The sequence below is a fragment of the Campylobacter sp. RM9328 genome (genome assembly GCF_012978615.1).
In genome coordinates, this window is record NZ_LIWF01000008.1 from 24917 (window position 1) to 46513 (window position 21597).

Here is a 21597-nt window from a genome sequence, read left to right on the forward strand (position 1 = left end):
AAATCAACGGCTAATCAAAAAGATATATGCTCCTCTTTTGGTACTTCTATCTTTGTTTTTATATTTTTACGATTTGTATTGATTGTATTTTGCGGTTTTTTGATGCCTGAAATTTTGCCAGACGAACTTCCCTCACGTATGAGAAGCATACTCTCAAGGTTTCTGCCAAAAAATGTCGCGTAAACAAGATCGCCTTTGTCATAGTAGTATTTATTAGCACAAAAATTTGCGCTAGGTAACTTAGAATTTTTAGTGTCAACAGCAATGATAGTATAACAATATCCGCCATCTTCATAAGTAAGGTCTTTGATAAAACCTTTGATAGAACTTTTAGCAGGCTTTTGCACTACGATATTTTTTGGCTTAGATGGTTGTTTGTAAAAAAAGGAACAACCACCAAGAGCAAAAACTACAAAAATAGATATTAAAATTTTAAACATACAGACCCTTAAGCAGAAACATTTAGAACATTTCCACCAAGAGAAGCGATCTTTTCGTCGATAGAAGATAGGGCCTTATCGATAGTCTTTTGTGAAATTTCAGGCAAATTTCCACCCCATGCTTTTTGAGCTTCATTAAAACCTCTTAAAATTCCTTCGCGACCGGCTTGAAGCTTTTCTAAATCATCGCCTGCAAAAGATAAAACAAAGCCTGAAAGTCTTTGCGCGGTATTTGTAATACCAAAAAAACCCTCTTCACTCACTAGTGCACTTGCTTCATCTACATTTAACTTATCTATAGCTGTACCGTTATATCCGATGGAAGATAGGTCAAGTCCGCTTAAAATTTCAGATAAATTTGACGGCACGCCGGATATCACACCGCTTAATGCGCTTTGAGCGGAGGAGTTCGATGTTGTTTGGGCTGAAATTTGTGCTTGAAATTGTAAAAAATAACTATTTGAAAGCTCTTTTGCACTCATTGAGGAGAATTCTTTTAATTTCTCTTCATTGTTCTTGTTTAAAAGAGTATCTTGTTTTGTTTGTGTTTTTTCGCTTATCGTTGTTAAAATGCTTGAATTTAGGCTAACTTGCATATTTGCTCCTTTGCAATAATCTGCCACCAATATCGTCAAAAATGAAAATTTCTTTAGGTTTAAAAGGAAGAAAAAAGGGCGAAATTTTCGCCCTTGGGGTTTTATTTGCTTAAAGTTGCGTTAAGCATCCAAATTTCTTTTTCGTATTTTGCTATTTGCTCTTGAGCATAAGCTTGAGTTGTTGTATCGCCCTCGGCAACTTCGTCAAGGTCTTTAAATTCTTTTAAAAGATGTTTATACTCTGCTAAAACGATCTCCAAAACTTCTGTTGGAGTATAAGATGGTTTTGCTTCGTGTTTAATGCAAGTTAGTTTTGCCAACTCCTCAGCTTTAACAACAGCTGTACCGCCAAGCATGATAGCACGCTCTGCAACAGCATCGAAAATTTCGCTCATATCATCATATGCTTTTTCAGTGTATTCGTGAATGCTAAAAAACTGAATTCCTTTTACATTCCAGTGAAGATCGTGAAATTTAACATATAACGCGTTTGCGTCAGCCTGAATTTTATTTAGTCTTGCTATAACTTTTGACATTTTGTCTCCTTTTGTTAATTTGGCGTAATTTTAACACAGAATGCTTAATAATTATTAAATTAAATAATAAATTTTATTATTTAGGAAAATTTATCTTACTTTATAGTGAACACTTCCATTATAGCAAATATCTTCGGCTTTGACGTTATCATTTGTTAAAATTTCGCTTATTCCTTGTTTTTTATCTAGCTTGTCTTTATCAAACTCAACATCTTCTTGATATGCATAAACCATAGCAACAGTCGCAACCCCTTCGATCATCTCCATACGTCTAAAGGTTGCCACTTCGCCATTTACGTCGTCTGCGGTTACAACGGCTACGATTTTATCGTTTTTGTGAGCTATGATTTCTACATCTTTAAATTTACTAAGCTCGTTTAATACTAAATTTTTGTCTGCTTTTTCTTTTAAATTTATAACAACGCTTGAAATATTCATCTTACCTTCCAAAAATGTATGTTTTTCTCAAAAGCACTACTTAAAAGCATATCAGGAGAGATAAAGACTATACTATTTATCGTATTTTGAGGAGTTTGCAAACGCTTTACTTGCGTAAGAGAATTTGTATCAAAAACATAAATTTCACTCAAATCATCTTGAATATAAGCACCTGTTTTTGCGTCAGTGCTTAAAGCTATATCCATAACTGAAGTTTTTGCCTTTAGACGTCTTATCTCATTGCCCCGCAAAACAGCCACGCTCATATCAACGCCTGCAGTAAGCACAACGTTACCGTCATAGTCGATAGCATACATTGTATCTTTATGCACGTCTACAATCCTGCTCATATCCCTACTTTTAACATCGTAAAAGTAAATTTTACCTCCTTCGGTAGCTATAGCAACGGTTGTTTTGCTTGGATTTGCCTTCATATCAGCTAGAAGCGCGGTTGAAATTTTAAAGTCATGCTCACTCTTGCCGTTTTGTAAATTTATAATAGAAATTTCATTGCTGATAGTACCTAAAATCGCTTCATTTTCACTTAGAAACAGAGCTTTTTTAGCAGATTCGCCAAGTTGGGAAACAAGCTTTATGCCGCTATCTTTTACAAGATAAAGCGAACGTTTATTAGAATTTGCTTCAGCCAAAACCAGCAAAGAATCATTTAGCTCATCTATGCTTAGGATATTTGGTCGCAAAATTTCATCATTTATATTTTTAATGTCGTCAAAAACAATACTTTGCTTAAAAGTGTCATTTTTTACATCATAAATTTCTATACTACCGCTATAAGTTGCGATATAAAGGTTGTCATTTACAAGCGTCATAGACATGACATTTGCTTGTGTTTGTATGGTCTTAAAGGGCAAATCCTCGCCAAAAACAAAGCCCAAAAACAGTAAAAAAACTAAAAATACTCTCATAAGCTCTCCATTTTAATCGAATGTTTGAAGCAAGCATTAATACACTCGCCACATGAATTACAACGCTCGTTTATCATCGGACGAAAAACACCAAGAAAATCAATCGCCTTATACTTGCACGCATCTTGACAATTATAGCATATGACATCATTCCAAGCTAAGCAAGAATTTACTTGTATTGCTGTTTTTGCTCCGATATTTTGGCTAAATTTTAGATCTAGAACACTCTTTTTAACCGATTCACAAGCTATAGCACACTCTTTACAAAAGTTGCAACCCCTATCCTTAACGTCAAAAATCACTCTTTGTCCGTCAAAACTAAGCAACTCTCTTGCACAAACACTAACACAAGGTGCGTCGCAGCCCTCACAATCAAATTCACCGCTAAAATAAGGCGGAGTAATAAAGCGCGGCTGCTCCCCAACGGCAGTAACCGGCTTTAAAATTTTAGTAAATAGTGCGCGACGCTGCAACTATCTTACTCCCTCGTTTAAGATATCAAGTAAATTTGACTTAGCAGAGCCGTTGGCATCTCTAAATTCAGGAGTGAAGTTGTTTTTGATAGGCACTTTAACATCCGCTTGAGAAACGTGACAAGTTGTGCAGTTAAAGCGCTCGTCGTGCAAAATTCCCTTCAAGTCGGTTTTATTTCTTAAATCATACAAGTGTGAAGCAGGTATCGGTGTAGCTCCGCTATCTGCGGCAAATTCAGGCATATGACAGGTTACACACATGTTCATATCTTTAGTAATAGGCACTAAACCCTCTAAATCATGCGGGATAAACGGAGGTGCGTTTTCAAACGATCGGTCAAATTTCTTTGACATACCGGCAGGCTCTGCACTATAATTTATATCTCTAGCCGCGATATTGTCATTAGTAAGATCGCCTCTAAAACCCATATCGGTATCGCTTATGCTTTTGTTTGAAACCGCACAAGCACTTAAAATAAGCGCAAGTAGTGCGCCAAATGCTATAAATTTAAATTTCATCTTTCTTCCTTTAAATTTCTTATACTAAATTTCATCGCATCATCATTGCAAACATCAATACAGCGTCCACAACTTATGCACTCGCTATTTGTTACAAAACCGCTTTTATGCCCTACCATCGAAAGGACTTGCGGCTCGGGGCAAGCTTTTAGACATTTTGCACATTTGTTGCATTTGCTTAGGTCGTGACTGATACGAATTAGCGAAAATTTTGACAATAAAGCGTAAAACGCACCCAAAGGACAAATGTATCCACATATGCCTCTAGGTAAAACAAACATGTCAAAAACTATAATCACAAAGATCGCTGCTAATACAAAAATATCAAGATATATGATACCTCTTTGCACCATACCCACAAAACTTACACTCTCAAAAACAGGTAAAGAGAGCAAGGCTGAAAACACAAGAATTGCCAAAAGTAGGTAATATCTTGTGTTTTTAGGTAAATTTAAAAGCTTTGCGTCTTTATTAAAGCCTAGTTTTTCGCGTAGTTTTGCAGCCATATCCGTAAATAAATTTACAGGACAAACCCAAGCACAAAATGCACGTGGAGCAATAACAGCATATAAAATAGCCACAATCATAGCTCCAATAATCACACTCATACCGACACTTGCTCCTGCTAAAATAAGCTGTAGCAAAGCAAATGGATCAGCAAATGTGATCGCACCAAAAAGCGATGAGGCACTAAGATCGCCCAAAAGCAACTTTAAACCATAATGGTTTGATACGATAAACGCAACTAAAATTAAAATTTGAGTAAGCCTTCTAAAAAGTAAAATTTTCATCACAGCTCCCCATCATTTAAATAATCTTTAGCTTTATTAATATCAAGCTTTATGTTTGTATCAACGCCCTCGAGTCGCTTCTCGTCGCCTTCTACCCAACCTTTGACATAGTTTTGATCCACAGAGCCCATAACGATATCTCTAGGCATGATCTTAATGGCTGGATTTTGCGTAATGCAAACTCTTTCACATACTCCACAGCCTGTACAAACATCCATATCAACAACCGGTAGCAAAAATGCGTGTTTTGCGGTGCGTTCGTTTCGTCTGTACTCAAGTTTCAATGCCTTGTCTATAAGTGGACAATCACGATAACAGGCATCACAGCGGATACCCCAGTATGCGATACAGCTGTGAGTATCTATCATGGCAACGCCCATTCTTGCTTTATTGATGTCTAGCTCACCATTTGTGCTAACTAAAATTTTATCAAGTGCATTGGTCGGACAGGCTACCACGCAAGGTATATCCTCGCATAACTTGCAAGGAGTTTCACGCGGAGTAAAGTGTGGAGTGCCGTTTGCCACACCAGAGCTAAGCGTTGCTAGCTTTAACGTATCAAAAGGACATGCCTCAACGCAAAGCCCGCAACGTATACAGCTAGCTAAAAATTCGCTCTCATTTTTAGCTCCGGGCGGTCTAAGCAAAACTAGCTTATCCGCCTTTACAGCCTTTGTCCAAACAAAACTACCGGCAACAGCCAGCGCAACGGCTTTAAGTCCAAATTTTAGGACTTCTCTTCTATTTTGCACGACTAAGCCTTATAAACCTTAACGGCACATTTTTTATAATCCGTCTCTTTTGAGATAGGACAAGTCGCATCTAAACATACCTTGTTGATATACACGTTTTCATCAAAAAATGGTACATACACAAGTCCTACAGGCGGCTTGTTTCTACCATTTACATCAACACGTGCTTTGACTTTACCACGGCGGCTCTCTACCCATACTATCTCATTGTCAAGAATGCCGATCTTTTTCGCATCATCTTCATGCATGTAGCAAAGCGCCTCAGGAACAGCACGATAAAGTTCAGGAACACGCATTGTCATAGTGCCGGTATGCCAATGTTCAAGCACCCTTCCCGTACATAGCCATAACGGATACTCTTTGCTTGGCATTTCGCATGGATCCATATAAGGGCGGAAGAAAATTTTAGCTTTATTTGTTAGAGGAGTCTTATCTTGCGTTATCACGGCTTTTAAATTTCCGCTTGGAAGAGCTGCGTTTTTGTTACCGTAGAATGCAAAATTTTCACCCTCTTTTGCATATTTTTTAGCATAATAATCAAATTTAACGTTAAATCTCCACTGTGTCTCTTTGCCATTTACTACCGGCCATCTAAGTCCGCGCACTCTATGATACGTATCAAAATCAGCCAAGTCATGTCCATGTCCTACGCCAAATTTTCTATACTCTTCCCATAGATATTTTTGAACAAAGAAGCCATAACCGTTAAATTCTTTACCGTCTGAGCCGACAACTTTACGTTTGTCACCAAACACTTCAGAGTTATCGTAATCCTCCATAATAGCGTCTTTAGCGTTAAAGCTTTTTGCGTATTCATTAGCAAATAACACATCATAAAGCGTGTCTTCTTCGCTATAACCCATAGCTTTTGCTTCTTCAAGAACGCTAGGAAGAGTAACTTTATCATTTACTTTTACTTCGCCCCAGAACTCTTTTATCTTAAATCTTTTTGTAAATTCCATAATCTGCCACGTATCACTCATCGCTTCGCCGACAGGAAGAACTTGTTGTCTCCAGTGTTGAGTTCTACGCTCTGCGTTACCGTATGCACCCCATTTCTCATATATCATCGCTGTTGGAAGTATAAGGTCTGCAACTTTAGCAGAAATTCCAGGATATGGATCTGAAACAACGATAAAGTTATCCATCTCACGTGCCGCTTTTATCCAGTGGTTTGCATTTGCAGTGTTTTGCCAAGGGTTGTTTACCTGAACCCAGATAAATTTATTTTTACCATCTTCAAGATCACGAAGCATTTTTACATAGTGAGAAGCAACAACGTGGTTTATAGTATTTTTAGGAAGTTTCCAAATTTGCTCGGTTATCTCTCTGTGTTTTGGATTGGCAACGACCATGTCGGCAGGCAAGCGATGAACAAATGTTCCAACTTCGCGCGCTGTTCCGCATGCGCTTGGTTGTCCTGTTAGCGAGAAAGCACCGGATCCCGGAAGCGCTTGCTTGCCAAGCAGGAAGTGCACCATGTAGGCTTGTTCGTTTACCCATGTTCCTCTTTGGTGTTGGTTAAAGCCCATTGTCCAAAAGCTAACTACTTTGCGATTTTTCTCGATATAAAGGTCGGCTAATTGTTTTAATTTGGCTTTAAATTCATCTAGAGGCTCACTTGCGTCACCTTTTGCTATCTTGGCTGTAAATTCCAAAGTATATGGTGCAAGAGCTTTTTTAAACTCTTCAAAGCTTATATGCCAGTGTGCATCTGCCTTGCCGTTATTTTTATTTTCAAGAGTATCTCCTGCTTTCATGCCAAGGTACGCCAAAGTAACACCCTCAGCTTCACTTAAAACTTTTGATTTCTCTGTTGCTGCGGTATCTAACTCACTTGGTAGATATTTTGCGTGCTTGGTTTCCGGTCTAAGTCCGTAACCTATATCAACCGGACCTGTTGTAAATACGCAGTGACGTTTTACAAATTCCTGATCTATCATTTCAGGATGATTGTAAACTATCTCGCGAGCTATATAGTTCCAAATAGCCAGATCTGTAGATGGAGCAAAGATAATCTCTATATCTGCTAAATTTGAAGTTCTGTTTGAAAAAGTAGTTAAATTTACCACTTTAACCCTATCAGGATCACCAAGCTTTCTATCGCTTATGCGTGACCACAAGATCGGGTGCATCTCAGCCATGTTTGCGCCCCATGTTACGACAGTATCTGTCATCTCGATATCATCATAGCAACCAGCAGGCTCATCCACACCAAAAACTTGCATAAAACCGACAACGGCAGATGCCATACAGTGTCTTGCGTTTGGATCTATGGAGTTACTTCTAAAACCGCCTTTCATCATTTTTGAAGCGGCATAACCCTCCATGATAGTGTATTGGCCAGAGCCTAAAACTCCTACACCATGAGGACCAAGCTCTTTATAGGCTTTTCTAAATTGCACTTCCATTACGTCAAAGGCTTGTTTCCAGCTAACTTGCTTAAATTTACCTTTTTTATCAAATTCACCTTTTTCATTTACGCGAAGTAAAGGATGAGTTATACGGTCTTCGCCATACATTATCTTTGCATTAAAATAACCTTTAATACAGTTTAATCCACGGTTAACAGGTGCTTCAGGGTCACCTTTAACGGCTACGATCTTACCGTCTTTAGTAGCCACCATGATACCACAACCTGTACCACAGAAACGACAGGCAGCCTTATCCCAACGCCAACCTTTTTCTACTTCGTTTGCGTTAAGTCCGCTAGGTAGTGCGATACCGGCACTAGCACAAGCAGCCGTTGCGGCAGCTGATTTTATAAATTCCCGACGATCCATATTTTCTCCTTGATAAGAATTTAAGTCTTTGTACTTATTTGCCTAAAACATTAATATAACATAAATTTTATTTAAATCGGATTAACCCAGATCAATGAAGGATAAGAATTTATAATGATTATTAAATATTTAAGTGGAAAATTGTGAGATAAAATTTAATCAAAGACTACAACCACGATCGTAACGCAAAATAGTTTAAATATTGATAAGCATACTTATAAAGGTTATCCATAAATTTCACGAAAAATTTATCTATATTTTACGCAAGAGATAGAGTTTTAGTTTTAAATTTCTAATAAAAACGAGAAATTTCATTTTTTAAATGCATAGCAAGATAATATATCACACTATATTTTTCAATCAAAATCACAATAAAACATACAATAAACTTGAAGATTAATATAAATTAAATTTTCACACAAAGCTTGATTTTAACGTGATTTGGTAAATAGTTATAAATTAAAATAAATAGCGGTAAATAGATAAGTGGTGTCCCCATCAGGATTCGAACCTGAGGCCTCAAAATTAGGAATTTTGCGCTCTATCCTGCTGAGCTATGAGGACAATTTGCAATTTAAAGCGATAAATAATTAAATTTATATAAACTAAAAAGCCACCCAAATTTGGGTGGCTAGCTTTTGGCTTTTAGCCGTTTCTTTTCTTAATAATCTCTTCACTAACATTCTTTGGAACTTCTTCATAGTGATCAAATTCCATAGAGTATGTAGCGCGACCTTGAGTTTGGCTTCTAAGGTCTGTTGAGTAGCCAAACATAGACGCAAGTGGGCAGAATGCTGTAACGATCTTGTTACCACTTCTTTCATCCATTGAGTTTACTTGACCACGGCGCTTGTTAAGGTCACCGATAACATCACCCATATACTCTTCAGGTGTTTCAACTTCAACCTTCATCATAGGCTCAAGTATAACAGCGCCTGCTTTTTTAGCGCCCTCTTTAAAGCCCATAGATGCAGCAAGTTTAAACGCCATCTCAGATGAGTCAACTTCATGGTAGCTACCGTCAAATAAAGTAACTTTAACGTCTTCAACAGGGTAACCAGCAAGGATACCGTTTTGAAGTGCCTCTTTACAACCTTTTTCAACTGCAGGTATATACTCTTTTGGTACTACGCCGCCTTTGATATCGTTAACGAATTCAAATCCACTAGCAGCTTCAAGCGGCTCGATACGCAAGAAAACGTGTCCGTATTGACCACGACCGCCTGATTGTTTAGCGTATTTATACTCTTGCTCAACTGTCTTGCGGATAGTCTCACGGTAAGCAACTTGCGGTTGACCAACTTCTGCATCAACTTTAAATTCACGCAACATACGATCAACAATGATCTCTAGGTGAAGCTCGCCCATACCGCTAATGATAGTTTGACCACTCTCTTCATCGGTACTAACTCTAAAGCTTGGATCTTCTTGTGCTAGTTTCTGAAGAGCAATAGCCATTTTCTCTTGGTCAGCTTTAGTTTTTGGCTCAACCGCAACAGAGATAACCGGCTCTGGAAAGTCCATTTTCTCAAGGATCACAGGATCTTTTTCACTTGAAAGCGTATCGCCTGTTAGTGTATCTTTTAGACCAACAACCGCCCCGATCTCACCAGCGTGTAGAACTGAAATTTCTTCACGTTTATTTGAGTGCATTTTTAAAAGACGGCCGATTCTCTCTTTTTTACCTTTTGTTGAGTTAAATGCATAACTGCCACTCTCAAGACTTCCGCGATAAACACGAACGAAAGTTAGCTGACCAACAAAAGGGTCTGTCATGATCTTAAATGCAAGACCTGCAAATTCGCCATCATCGGTTGATTCAACATTTACTTCTGTACCATCTTCATATTCGCCTCTAATCGCTGCAACTTCATCTGGAGCAGGAAGGTAAGACACGATAGCGTCAAGTAGCGGCTGAACGCCTTTATTTTTAAATGATGTTCCGCAAACCATAGGTATAATGTTCATAGATAAACAACCGGCCTTTATACCTCTTTTGATCTCTTCAGCGCTTAGTTCTTCGCCACCAAAGAATTTTTCCATTAAAGCATCATCTGTCTCGGCAACTGCTTCGATCATTTTTGCTCTATACTCTTCTGCTTTCTCAACTAAATCAGCAGGAATTTCTCTCTCAACAAAAGTTGTAGGCTTGCTATCGTCTTCCCAAACTAGGGCTTTCATAGTAACTAAGTCTACTACGCCCTTAAACTCATCTTCTGCGCCGATAGGAATTTGGATAGGCACAGGATTGGCTTTTAGTCTAGTTTTGATTTGATTTTCAACATTGTAAAAGTTGGCACCTATACGGTCCATTTTATTTACGTAAACCATTCTTGGAACTTTATACTTGTTGGCTTGTCTCCAAACTGTTTCAGACTGAGGTTGAACGCCACCAACTGAACAAAATACTGCAACAGCACCATCAAGAACACGCATAGAACGTTCAACTTCGATAGTAAAGTCAACGTGTCCCGGAGTGTCGATTAGGTTAATTTGGTGATCTTTCCAAAAGCATGTAGTCGCAGCAGAAGTAATAGTAATACCACGCTCTTTTTCTTGCTCCATCCAGTCCATAGTAGCAGCGCCGTCATGAACCTCACCAAGCTTGTGACTCATACCCGTAAAGAATAAAATTCTCTCACTCGTAGTAGTCTTACCAGCATCGATGTGAGCTGCAATACCAATGTTTCTAACCATATGTAATGGGGTTTTTCTATCTGCCATAGTTTCTCTTTCTTACCAGCGGTAGTGAGCAAACGCTTTATTAGCCTCTGCCATTTTGTAAGTATCTTCTTTCTTCTTAAATGAAGCACCTTTTGAATTTGCAGCGTCAAATAGTTCGTTTGCAAGTTTGTCTATCATTGTTCTTTCACTTCTTTTTCTAGCAAAAGTGATAAGCCATCTAATAGCAAGAGCTTGCTGACGTGCAGGGCGAACTTCAACAGGTACTTGATAAGTTGCGCCACCTACACGGCGTGATTTAACCTCAAGAATAGGTTTTACGTTTTCAATAGCGTCGTTAAATACATCAATACCTTGTATCTCGCCACCTTTTTTCTCGATAGCTTTGATCGCACCATACATTATCTCTGTTGCGACGCTTTTCTTACCGTCATACATAAGTGCATTAATAAATTTAGTGATTACTTTATTTCCGTAAATCGGATCAGGTAAAACTTCCCTTACAGGGGCTTTTCTTCTTCTCATTTGATTATTTCCTTCAAATTTTATAAATTTTACTCAAACGCAACCAAATCTAGGGCGCGTCTGCGAACCTATTTGCTTACTTTTTTGCGTCTTTAGGGCGTTTAGCACCGTATTTAGAACGTGAAACAGTTCTTTTTGCAACACCTGCAGTATCAAGTGCACCACGAACGATGTGATACTTAACACCCGGTAAGTCTTTAACCCTACCACCGCGTACTAGCACGATGCTGTGTTCTTGTAGGTTATGTCCTTCACCGCCGATATAGCTGATAACTTCAAAGCCGCTAGTTAGTCTAACTTTGGCAACTTTCCTCAAAGCTGAGTTTGGTTTTTTAGGAGTTGTTGTATAAACTCTCGTGCAAACTCCTCTTCTTTGAGGGCACTCTTTTAGCGCAGGAGACTTTGATTTATAAGTAACCTTTTTGCGCTCATTTCTGACCAATTGATTTATGGTTGGCACAGTAATTCCTTTCATCTAAATTTATTAAAAAGATCTAATTTTATTTAAAAAAGGCTTAAATAATGGTTAAAATAATTTTAAATTATCAACTAATCTTGTTTAACAGCGTATTTTCCACTGCCACAAAATACAATACAAAAAGCCATACAAATATAAAGATATAAAATTTCGGCCTTAAAACCACCATAGTTTGTGATCTCCAAAGGATTTGGATATGCTGCGTAAATTATAAAGAGCGATGTAGCTATGATAATGGAAGCAGAAATTCTTGAATAAAATCCAATAATTAGCATTAAAGGAGCTAAAACTTCACCAAGATAAACTCCGTAAGCCAAAATTTCAGAAAGTCCTGATTTGACAAGTATTGCCTTAACACCACCGATACCGTTTGTTATCTTATGAAACCCATGCAAAAAAAGACAAATTCCAAGCCCAAGCCTAATAAACAATAATCCTAAATTAAAATTTTTCATTTTGCCTCGTAGTATAAAGTGTAGAGTTTAAATAAAAAGCCTCCTTTTTACGGGAGGCTTGAGATTTTAAAGTTGTTTGATTTTAACTTTTTTATCTTTGTATAGACCTGTTCCAACAGGTATCATACGACCAAGTATGACGTTTTCTTTTAGATCTTCAAGATAGTCAAATTTAGCCGCTATCGAAGCTTCAGTTAAGACTTTTGTTGTCTCCTGGAAAGACGCCGCAGAGATAACACTATCTGAACCGATTGCTGCACGCGTAACACCAAGAAGTATAGGCTCGGCGATAGCAGGCTCGCCGCCCATTCTCATGATGCGCTCGTTCTCTTCTTTAAATTTAGCACGAGAGATCATATCTCCCACGATGAAATTTGTATTTCCGCTATCAACTATCTTAACTTGACGTAGCATTTGTGATACAATGATCTCGATATGCTTATCAGCGATCGCAACACCTTGACGGCGGTAAACTTGCTGAATTTCACTAATTAAATAGTAGTGAAGAGCTTTTTCGCCAAGAATTCTTAAAATATCATGACTTGAGATAAGACCGTCAGTTAGTTTTTCACCGGCGTGAACAAATTCGCCGTTTCTTACTTGAATTTGACGTGATTTATCTATCAAATACTCAGCCGTAGCACCGTCTTCAGCTTCTATAATTATGCGCTCTTTTGAACGAAGCGGCTTATCAAAGCGAACAACACCATCAATCTCTGCAACGATAGCTGTATTTTTAGGACGTCTTGCTTCAAACAACTCACTAACACGTGGAAGACCACCAGTGATGTCTTTTGATTTGGCAACAGCTTTTGGAGTTTTAGCCAGGATGTCCGCCTGTAAAACTTCTGCTCCGTCATTTACAAATATCGCTGTTTTTGGCTCAAGTTGGTATCTGATTAATCCACCACTCTTAGTCGCTATAACTATCGTCGGTTTTACACCGCTTGGAAGATACTCATTGACAACAAGACGACTTTGTCCTGTTGCCTCATCAAACTGCTCTGCAGCGCTATAACCAGGATCGATATCTTCAAAGCTAACAACACCGGCCTCTTCAGCTATAGTAGGAGTTGAGTATGGGTCCCACTCAGCAATCACGAGCCTATCGTTACTTTCAGGTAGAGCTATAAGTGTTTTTGCCTCAACAGTTTCGTTATCATCTAACTGGATGATAGAATTTCTTGGTATGTAGTGGCGAACAGCTTCACGTCCATCTTTGTCTGAAACGATAACAAATAGACCTTTTTCAGTAACCTTATGACCTTTTTTAATATCTTTAAGACGCTCTAAATAATCACCGTTTAGGATGAAGAATTTAATAACGCCGTTTGCGCCAGCCGGAATTTTTTGTGTTACAGGCTCGCCGTTTGCGATCTTAAGCTCACTTGCAAATGGGATACGATTTGGCACATTCCAGCCCTCTTTGATAATCTCAACGATACTTTCATTAGCATTTACCATATCACCGTTTGAGTAAGGAAGATACATCTTACCCTCTATCTTGCCACTAACGCCTGCTAGCTCATTTGGCTTAGCAACGTCATTTCTGCGGATAGTGTATTTTATCTCCTCTTTTTTGCCTTTAATCACGATATTTACATCTTCGTGAGCAAATTCTATCTCTATCCTTCCGTCAATTGGAGCTTTGATCTTTGGCTCAACAAGTAGCACGGCTGCACTTCTGCGGTTTGCAACTATTGTTTTACCGTTATTTTCATACGTATTTAGGTTATAGTAGCGTATGAAACCCTCTTTTTGAGCTATAACTTGGCGATCTTGCTGTTCAGTCGAAGCCGTACCACCAATGTGAAATGTTCTTAGTGTTAGCTGAGTACCTGGCTCGCCGATTGATTGAGCTGAAATAATACCTACGGCCTCACCAGGTTTTACCAATTTACCCTCGCCTAGGTTTATACCATAACATTTAGCACAAACACCCTTTGGAGCTTTGCATGTTATAGGCGTTCTTATACTTACGGCTTTTATGCCTGCTTCTGCGATAACTTTTGCTTTTTCTTCGTCAAGCAATGTTCCTTCGCTAAATAAAATTTCATTAGTAATAGGATCTATCACATCGTCAGCAAGAACACGTCCAAGAACTCTCTCTTCAAGGCTTTCTATAAGCTCGCCGTTTTCAGTAATATCAGTTATCTCAACACCCTCGTGCGTACCGCAGTCATGCATAGTTACCTTAACATTTTGCGCAACATCGATAAGCTTACGTGTTAGGTAACCGGCATTGGCTGTTTTAAGAGCGGTATCTGCCAGACCCTTTCTCGCACCGTGAGTCGAAATAAAATATTCCATTATATTTAGACCTTCACGGAAATTCGAGGTAATAGGCGTTTCAATAATCGAACCGTCAGGCTTAGCCATAAGACCACGCATACCTGCCAGCTGTCTTATCTGAGCCGCACTACCCCTAGCACCAGAGTCTGCCATCATATAAATTGAGTTAAATCCGCCCTTATCGCCTTGAATAAGCTTCATCATCTCGCTTGCAACAGAGTTATTTGTATCAGTCCAAATATCAACGATCTTGTTATATCTTTCAGAGTCTGTTAAAAGACCTGCACCGTATTGGCGTTGAATTTCGCGAACTTTTTTCTTGGCTTCATCAATATGTTTTTCTTTACTATCAGGAACAATGATATCTGCAATAGATATAGAAATTCCAGCTTTTGTCGCATATCTAAAGCCTAAATTTTTAAGTTTATCAAGGAAATCAGCCGTTACTTCAAGGCCACCGTTTTTATAAACATAATCAACCAAATTCGCAATATCTTTTTTCTTCATGATCTTATTCCACATATTATCAGGAACAAAATCAGGAATAATAGCGCGAAGTATCAAGCGACCAGCTGTTGTAAATAGCGTTTTACCATCTACCATAGTTTTTATCTTAGCATGAAGCTCTAAAGAGTGTGCTTCCTCGGCTATCATAACTTCATCAACGCTTGAGAAAATTTTATTTGCACCTTTAGCTTCTGTTTTTTCCAAGCTTAGATAATAAATTCCCAAAACCATATCTTGTGACGGAACGGTTATTGCCTTACCGCTTGCAGGAAGTAAGATATTCATCGAGCTTAGCATTAAAATTTTACATTCAGCTATCGCCTCTTGTGAAAGTGGCACGTGAACAGCCATTTGGTCGCCGTCAAAGTCAGCGTTGAAAGCCGCACAAACTAGTGGGTGAAGCTGGATAGCCTTTCCTTCAACTAACACTGGGTGAAACGCCTGGATAGATAGCTTGTGAAGCGTTGGAGCACGGTTTAGCATTACAGGGTGGTCTTTAACAACCTCTTCAAGACACTCCCAAACCTCGTTAGTCTTATCCTCTATCATCTTTTTAGCTTGTTTTACGGTTGTCGCATAGCCTTTTTCTTCAAGACGAGCTAGAAGATGTGGCTTAAATAGCTCAAGAGCCATCCTCTTTGGAAGACCGCATTGATCCATTCTTAAACGTGGTCCAACAACGATAACCGAACGTCCAGAGAAATCAACACGCTTACCAAGTAGGTTTTGACGGAAACGTCCTTGCTTACCTTTAATGATCTCTGAAAGTGATTTTAAAGGACGTTTATTTGCACCTTTTACGGCGTTAGCGCGACGACCATTGTCAAATAATGCATCAACAGCCTCTTGAAGCATACGCTTTTCGTTTCTTATAATAATTTCAGGTGCATCAAGCTCTAAAAGGCGTTTTAAACGGCTGTTTCTATTTATAACACGACGATATAGATCGTTTACGTCTGAAACCGCAAATTTACCTCCGTCAAGACTAACAAGCGGACGTAAATCAGGTGGAAGAACCGGTAAATTTGTTATCATCATCCACTCTGGACGGTTGCCTGAATTTAAAAAGCTCTCGATAACTTTTAAGCGCTTCACGATTGTTTTTTTCTTAGCTTCTGAATTTGTTGATTCGATTTCCATTTTAAGTTGAGTTAAAATTTCCATCAAATCAAGATCAGCTAGCATATCGCGAATAACTTCGCCACCCATCTTAGCTACAAATCCGCTTTCTTCATAGCGTTGTGCTAAAAGCTGATACTGTTCTTCATTTAAGACATCGTATTTTTCAACTTTTTTAGAGTTTTCATTATCATAAAATGCTTCGCCTGAATTTTCAACAATATATGCCTCATAATAAAGCACACGCTCAAGATCTTTCATCTTTATACCAAGAAGTGTTCCTATACGGCTTGGTAGTGAGTTTACATACCAAATGTGAGCCACCGGTGTTACAAGCTCGATGTGCCCCATGCGAGAACGGCGAACTTTAGAACTAGTTACTTCAACACCGCATTTTTCACATTTAATGCCTTTATAGCGCATCTTTTTATATTTACCGCAAAGGCACTCATAATCACGAATAGGTCCGAAAATTTTAGCACAAAATAGTCCGTCACGCTCAGGCTTGAGTGTTCGATAATTAATGGTTTCAGGCTTTTTGACTTCGCCGTGACTCCAAGACTTTATCCTATCAGGACTTGCTAAACGAAGCTGGAAAGCTTCGAAATCACGCGGTCTGCGTTCTTCTTTTATCTCAACAGGTATTAACTCACTCATCTGCCTCTCCCTCATCATATATCTCAACATCAAGTGCCAATGATTTAAGCTCGTTTGTTAAAACGAAGAATGTTTCAGGAATTCCCGTCTCAGGCACATTTTCACCACGTGTAAGCGCCTTATATGCAGAAAGTCTACCCTCAACATCGTCTGATTTTACCGTTAGCATCTCTCTTAGAGTGTGCGCTGCGCCATAAGCTTCAAGCGCCCAAACCTCCATCTCACCAAATCTTTGACCACCAAATAGTGCCTTACCTCCAACAGGTTGTTGTGTTACAAGGCTGTATGGTCCGGTGCTTCTTGCGTGTACTTTTTCATCAACCAAGTGGTGAAGTTTTAACATATACATACAACCAACATTAACACGTTCTCTTATCTTAGAGCCGGTTCTGCCGTCATAAAGCTCTGTTTTGCCATCACTGTCGATCTTAGCCATTTCAAATAGTTTCGCAAATTCCTCAGGTTTAACACCTTCAAATATCGGTGTTGCAAATCTAACGCCTTTACTCCAGTCTTTTGCATACTCAAGTAATTTTTCATCACTCATCTTGCCAAGAGCATTTTTAGCATCCATAAGTTTTGAAACACTTGCAATCTCTATCATTTTATTTCTTAGATCTTTTATCCATTCGCCTTTTTTGGCTTCAAAAATTTCATTGATCTGCTCACCAAGACGATATCCGACAAGACCCAAGTGGCTCTCAAGAATTTGACCGATGTTCATACGGCTTGGAACACCTAGTGGGTTCAAAACGATATCTACTATCTGTCCACTTGGAAGATAAGGCATATCAACCTCAGGAACAATATTTGAAACGATACCTTTATTTCCGTGGCGGCCAGCCATTTTATCGCCCACTTTTAGCTTACGTTTAGTTGCGATGTAAACTTTTACAAGTTTAACCACACCGCTTGGCAATATATCATCTTTACCTAAAATTTCAATCTTAGCATCATGCTCTTCTTTTAACTTCTTCTTCTCGTTTTGGAAGTAGTTTTTAAGATCGTCGTATTGCTTTTGTATCTCTTTTGAGAAAGCTTTCACAACAGCATTTAGAGTAAAGCGGTTAATATTTTCAAGATCAGCCTTGTTTATCTTTTCGCCTTTTTTATACTCTTTTTTGTTGATCTCATAGTCACTAACAAGCTCATTTTTAGATAGCAATGATGTAACTTTTAGCATCTCTTCGCGATCAAGCATTAAAAGTCTATCGTGATGCTCTTTTTCTAGCAACGCTTTTTCATCTTCGTAAGCTTTATGTGTTCTACTATCTTTTTCATGACCTTTTTTAGTAAATATTTTAACATCTATAACAACGCCTTCCATTGAAGCCGTAGCATAAAGTGATTTATTTACAACGTGACCGGCTTTTTCGCCAAATATCGCACGAAGCAAGCGCTCTTCAGGAGTAGGCTTTACTTCGCCCTTAGGAGATACTTTACCAACCAAGATCATGCCAGGTTTTACCTGTGTGCCGATCTTAATGATGCCACTCTCGTCAAGATGAAGAAGATCCTCTTCTTTTATATTTGGTATATCTTTTGTTATCTCTTCAACGCCATCTTTTAGCTCACGTGCTTCGATCTCTTTTTCATAGATGTGAACACTTGTAAATTCATCATCACGTATCATCTTTTCACTAATAACAATCGCATCTTCGTAGTTGTAGCCATTCCAAGGCATGAAAGCGATAAGTGCGTTTTTGCCGATAGCAAGTTCGCCTTGTTCCATACTTGATCCGTCTGCTATAACCTGTCCCGCTTTTATCTCTTCACCCTTTTTAACTATCGGATGTTGTGAGAAAGTCGTGTTTTGGTTTGTTCTTAAATTTTTCTCAAGCGAATAGTGATCGATGTATGGACCAGCCTCATCCTCGCCTAAGATAAAGATGTTTTTATTATCAACCTTTTCAATAACACCGCCGCGTTTAGCTTTAATGCTCTCCCAAGCATCTCTTGCTATAACACTCTCCATACCTGTTCCTACGATAGGAGCAGTAGAGCGAAGTAAAGGCACGGCTTGACGTTGCATGTTTGATCCCATTAGCGCACGGTTGGCATCATCATGCTCTAAGAATGGAATAAGAGAAGCCGCAACACCTGCAATCATGCCAGAACAAAGGTCGATTAGCGTAACCTCCTCACGACGTGCAAGCATCATTTCGCCTTCGCGTCTTACCTCGATCAAATCCTCTATAATATGACCGTTTTCATCTAGCTTTGTAGAAGCAGCTGCTATTACATTACCCTCTTCTTGTGTTGCTGTTAAATAAATAATCTCATCAGTAACTCTACCGTCAACAACCTTTTTATAAGGTGCTTCAACAAAACCTAGCTCATTTACTTTGGCATAAGTTGAAAGAGTGTTGATTAGACCGATATTTTGACCTTCCGGAGTCTCAACAGGGCAAATACGACCGTAATGAGTTGGGTGAACGTCACGAACCTCAAAACCGGCTCTCTCTTTTACTAAGCCACCTTCGCCAAGCGCAGAAAGACGGCGTTTGTGTGTAACTTCACTTAGTGGGTTTGTTTGGTCCATAAACTGGCTAAGCTGTCCACCTGTAAAAAATTCCATAATCGTTGCCGTGATCATTTTTGGATTTATAAGATCATAAGGCATTATCTCATCTGTGTTGTTGCTTAAACTTGTAAATTTATCACGTATCGCTTTTTGCATTTTAACAAAGCCAAGATGAAGCTCGTTTGCTAAAAGCTCACCGATAGAACGGATACGACGGTTGCCTAAGTGATCACGATCATCTATAAAACCTTGTCCATTTTTAACTCTGATAAGATATTTTGCAGTTCTTATTATGTCTTCGCTTGTTAGAACGGTTACATACTCAGGAACATCAAGACCTAGTTTGTGATTCATCTTCATACGACCTACTTTTGTAAGATCGTATCTTTCAGGGTTAAAGAATATATCATTTACAAAGCTCTTAGCCGCCTCTTTTACAACAGGCTCACCAGGACGCATTACTTTATAAATTCTAATCGCAGAAAGATCGTTTTCATCATCAATACCTTCTGTTTGTTTTAAAAGCTTCATGGTTTCGCTGTCAGCCAAGAATGAGTTAATAATAGCATCATCAACTCCAGAAGCTAGGTTATTTATGATCTCAATACTATCTTGCTCGTTTAAAATTTTAGCCAGTTTGTTTTCATCAAGCTGAGAAAGTGTATCATATATAACCTCGCCACTCTCTTTATCTATAACAGGAGTCGCCAAATATCTACTCATAAGAATTTCAACAGGATACTCGACCCATTTAACACCATCTTCTATGAGTTTATCCGCCTTTTTCTTAGTAAGACGCTTACCGGCTTGATGGATTACATTTCCATGCTCGTCTTTTATATCATAATCAATTCTACCTGTATAATCATCAGGGTTAAACGGAGTTAAAAATTTATTGTTCTTAACGCTTAAAGTTTGGAGTGGGTAGAAAATTTTAATAATATCTTGTTTTTTATATCCAAGCGCTCTAAATAGTATAGTTACCGGAACTTTTCTGCGTTTATTTATACGCACATAAAGCACATCTTTAGTGTCATACTCAAAGTATAACCAGCTTCCGCGGTCAGGGATAATTTGAGCAGTGTTTATTAGTTTATTTACGACAGTTGCGCTCTCTTCTTGTTTAAAGATGACGCCTGGACTTCTATGAAGTTGGTTTACAACCACACGTTCAACGCCGTTTATAATAAATGAAATTCTATCTGTCATTAAAGGAATTTCACGTATAAAAATTTCTTGTTCTTTTATATCTTTTACGCCGATTCTCTCACCTGTTTTTTCATCTTTTTCATGTAAGATTAGGCGGATTTTCATTTTTAAATTTACAGAATACGTAAGACCTCTTTCGATACACTCTCTAATCGTATATCTTGGTTTGCCGATCTCTGAGCTAACATATTCTAAACTTAAGCGATTTTGTGGATCGTGAATAGGAAAAATTGATTTAAAAACTTTTTCAATTCCGCTTTCGGATTGAGTGTTGTCTAAATTTAAAAAATTATCAAAGCTCTTTTTTTGTAACTGTAGTAAGTTAGGAACATCTATCTCTTGTGGCACATTTGAAAAATCAACCCTTAAGCGACTTCCTGAGTATAAGCTATTTAACATTGCATCTACCTCGTGGTAATTTTGAAAGAAAGTATAGCCTTTTTATATAAGGCATCTAAATTTAAAAAAGAGAGGGTGTTCTCCCTCTCTGAATTTTGAATAATCTCAAATAAAATGAAATTATTTAAGCTCGACTTTAGCACCTGCTTCTTCAAGCTCTTTTTTAGCTGCTTCAGCTTCATCTTTACTAACGCCTTCTTTAAGAACTGAAGGAGTTTGCTCAACTGCGTCTTTAGCTTCTTTAAGACCAAGGCCTGTAAGAGCGCGAACAACTTTAATAACGTTGATTTTCTTATCACCGCCATCAAGTAGAACTACGTTGAATTCTGTTTTTTCTTCAGCTGCCTCAGCTGCACCGCCAGCAGCAGCACCAGCTACCATAACAGGAGCAGCGCTAACGCCGAATTTCTCTTCGAATTCTTTTACAAGCTCAGAAAGCTCAAGTACTGAAAGATTAGAGATAAACTCTAATACGTCTTCTTTAGTGATTGCCATT

The 21597-nt window shown here is 38.5% G+C and carries 17 protein-coding genes and 1 tRNA gene; all 18 read right to left on the reverse strand.

Annotated features, from left to right (window positions below; genetic code table 11):
• Positions 1-14: 14 nt before the first annotated feature.
• On the reverse strand, positions 15-440 hold the full coding sequence (locus CCAL9328_RS06500) for a hypothetical protein (RefSeq protein ID WP_170000290.1): 426 nt from the start codon (positions 438-440) through the stop codon (positions 15-17).
• A gap of 8 nt (positions 441-448) precedes the next feature.
• A complete protein-coding gene (locus CCAL9328_RS06505) occupies positions 449-1036 on the reverse strand; it encodes a hydrogenase-4 component G (protein ID WP_170000291.1) in 588 nt (195 codons plus the stop codon).
• Positions 1037-1137: 101 nt separating this feature from the next.
• On the reverse strand, positions 1138-1572 hold the full coding sequence (locus tag CCAL9328_RS06510; RefSeq protein WP_169937807.1) for a Dps family protein: 435 nt from the start codon (positions 1570-1572) through the stop codon (positions 1138-1140).
• A 90-nt stretch (positions 1573-1662) separates the two neighbouring features.
• Positions 1663-2010: a chaperone NapD gene (locus CCAL9328_RS06515; RefSeq protein WP_169937805.1), complete on the reverse strand. Its 348-nt coding sequence runs from the start codon at positions 2008-2010 to the stop codon at positions 1663-1665.
• Positions 2007-2936 (reverse strand): WD40 repeat domain-containing protein, encoded by a 930-nt coding sequence (locus CCAL9328_RS06520; RefSeq protein WP_169972230.1) that lies wholly within the window; start codon positions 2934-2936, stop codon positions 2007-2009. The genes CCAL9328_RS06515 and CCAL9328_RS06520 overlap by 4 nt, the downstream gene beginning before the upstream one ends.
• Entirely contained in the window at positions 2933-3409 is a 477-nt protein-coding gene (locus CCAL9328_RS06525) for a 4Fe-4S dicluster domain-containing protein (protein ID WP_169972231.1), read from the reverse strand. Before CCAL9328_RS06525 ends, CCAL9328_RS06520 begins: the two co-directional genes overlap by 4 nt.
• Entirely contained in the window at positions 3410-3928 is a 519-nt protein-coding gene (locus CCAL9328_RS06530) for a nitrate reductase cytochrome c-type subunit (RefSeq protein ID WP_169937800.1), read from the reverse strand.
• Positions 3925-4719, reverse strand: a complete 795-nt coding sequence (napH, locus tag CCAL9328_RS06535; RefSeq protein WP_169937798.1) for a quinol dehydrogenase ferredoxin subunit NapH — start codon at positions 4717-4719, stop codon at positions 3925-3927. Before napH ends, CCAL9328_RS06530 begins: the two co-directional genes overlap by 4 nt.
• Entirely contained in the window at positions 4719-5471 is a 753-nt protein-coding gene (napG, locus tag CCAL9328_RS06540) for a ferredoxin-type protein NapG (protein ID WP_169937796.1), read from the reverse strand. The genes napH and napG overlap by 1 nt, the downstream gene beginning before the upstream one ends.
• Positions 5472-5473: 2 nt before the next feature.
• Positions 5474-8254, reverse strand: coding sequence for a nitrate reductase catalytic subunit NapA (gene napA, locus CCAL9328_RS06545; RefSeq protein WP_170000292.1), 2781 nt, complete (start codon positions 8252-8254; stop codon positions 5474-5476).
• A gap of 487 nt (positions 8255-8741) precedes the next feature.
• Positions 8742-8818 (reverse strand) — tRNA-Arg (locus CCAL9328_RS06550).
• Between the two features lie 81 nt (positions 8819-8899).
• Complete coding sequence (gene fusA, locus CCAL9328_RS06555; protein WP_169937792.1) at positions 8900-10978, reverse strand: elongation factor G; 2079 nt, start codon at positions 10976-10978, stop codon at positions 8900-8902.
• 12 nt (positions 10979-10990) lie between these two features.
• Positions 10991-11461, reverse strand: coding sequence for a 30S ribosomal protein S7 (rpsG, locus tag CCAL9328_RS06560; protein ID WP_169937789.1), 471 nt, complete (start codon positions 11459-11461; stop codon positions 10991-10993).
• Between the two features lie 76 nt (positions 11462-11537).
• On the reverse strand, positions 11538-11921 hold the full coding sequence (rpsL, locus tag CCAL9328_RS06565) for a 30S ribosomal protein S12 (protein ID WP_169937788.1): 384 nt from the start codon (positions 11919-11921) through the stop codon (positions 11538-11540).
• 89 nt (positions 11922-12010) lie between these two features.
• Entirely contained in the window at positions 12011-12394 is a 384-nt protein-coding gene (locus CCAL9328_RS06570; protein WP_169937786.1) for a DoxX family protein, read from the reverse strand.
• 66 nt (positions 12395-12460) lie between these two features.
• Positions 12461-16969, reverse strand: coding sequence for a DNA-directed RNA polymerase subunit beta' (gene rpoC, locus CCAL9328_RS06575; protein ID WP_169937784.1), 4509 nt, complete (start codon positions 16967-16969; stop codon positions 12461-12463).
• A complete protein-coding gene (gene rpoB / locus CCAL9328_RS06580; protein WP_169937782.1) occupies positions 16962-21101 on the reverse strand; it encodes a DNA-directed RNA polymerase subunit beta in 4140 nt (1379 codons plus the stop codon). The genes rpoC and rpoB overlap by 8 nt, the downstream gene beginning before the upstream one ends.
• A 120-nt stretch (positions 21102-21221) precedes the next feature.
• Positions 21222-21596, reverse strand: a complete 375-nt coding sequence (gene rplL, locus CCAL9328_RS06585; protein WP_169937780.1) for a 50S ribosomal protein L7/L12 — start codon at positions 21594-21596, stop codon at positions 21222-21224.
• Position 21597: the final 1 nt, after the last annotated feature.

Coding starts and splice junctions, on each gene's coding strand:
- CCAL9328_RS06510 (WP_169937807.1), bottom strand. CDS start 1,572: ATGTCAAAAGTTATAGCAAGACTAAATAAAATTCAGGCTGACGCAAAC.
- CCAL9328_RS06505 (WP_170000291.1), bottom strand. CDS start 1,036: ATGCAAGTTAGCCTAAATTCAAGCATTTTAACAACGATAAGCGAAAAA.
- CCAL9328_RS06570 (WP_169937786.1), bottom strand. CDS start 12,394: ATGAAAAATTTTAATTTAGGATTATTGTTTATTAGGCTTGGGCTTGGA.
- CCAL9328_RS06500 (WP_170000290.1), bottom strand. CDS start 440: ATGTTTAAAATTTTAATATCTATTTTTGTAGTTTTTGCTCTTGGTGGT.
- rpoB (WP_169937782.1), bottom strand. CDS start 21,101: ATGTTAAATAGCTTATACTCAGGAAGTCGCTTAAGGGTTGATTTTTCA.
- rplL (WP_169937780.1), bottom strand. CDS start 21,596: ATGGCAATCACTAAAGAAGACGTATTAGAGTTTATCTCTAATCTTTCA.
- CCAL9328_RS06515 (WP_169937805.1), bottom strand. CDS start 2,010: ATGAATATTTCAAGCGTTGTTATAAATTTAAAAGAAAAAGCAGACAAA.
- fusA (WP_169937792.1), bottom strand. CDS start 10,978: ATGGCAGATAGAAAAACCCCATTACATATGGTTAGAAACATTGGTATT.
- CCAL9328_RS06520 (WP_169972230.1), bottom strand. CDS start 2,936: ATGAGAGTATTTTTAGTTTTTTTACTGTTTTTGGGCTTTGTTTTTGGC.
- CCAL9328_RS06530 (WP_169937800.1), bottom strand. CDS start 3,928: ATGAAATTTAAATTTATAGCATTTGGCGCACTACTTGCGCTTATTTTA.
- rpsG (WP_169937789.1), bottom strand. CDS start 11,461: ATGAGAAGAAGAAAAGCCCCTGTAAGGGAAGTTTTACCTGATCCGATT.
- rpoC (WP_169937784.1), bottom strand. CDS start 16,969: ATGAGTGAGTTAATACCTGTTGAGATAAAAGAAGAACGCAGACCGCGT.
- napH (WP_169937798.1), bottom strand. CDS start 4,719: ATGAAAATTTTACTTTTTAGAAGGCTTACTCAAATTTTAATTTTAGTT.
- napA (WP_170000292.1), bottom strand. CDS start 8,254: ATGGATCGTCGGGAATTTATAAAATCAGCTGCCGCAACGGCTGCTTGT.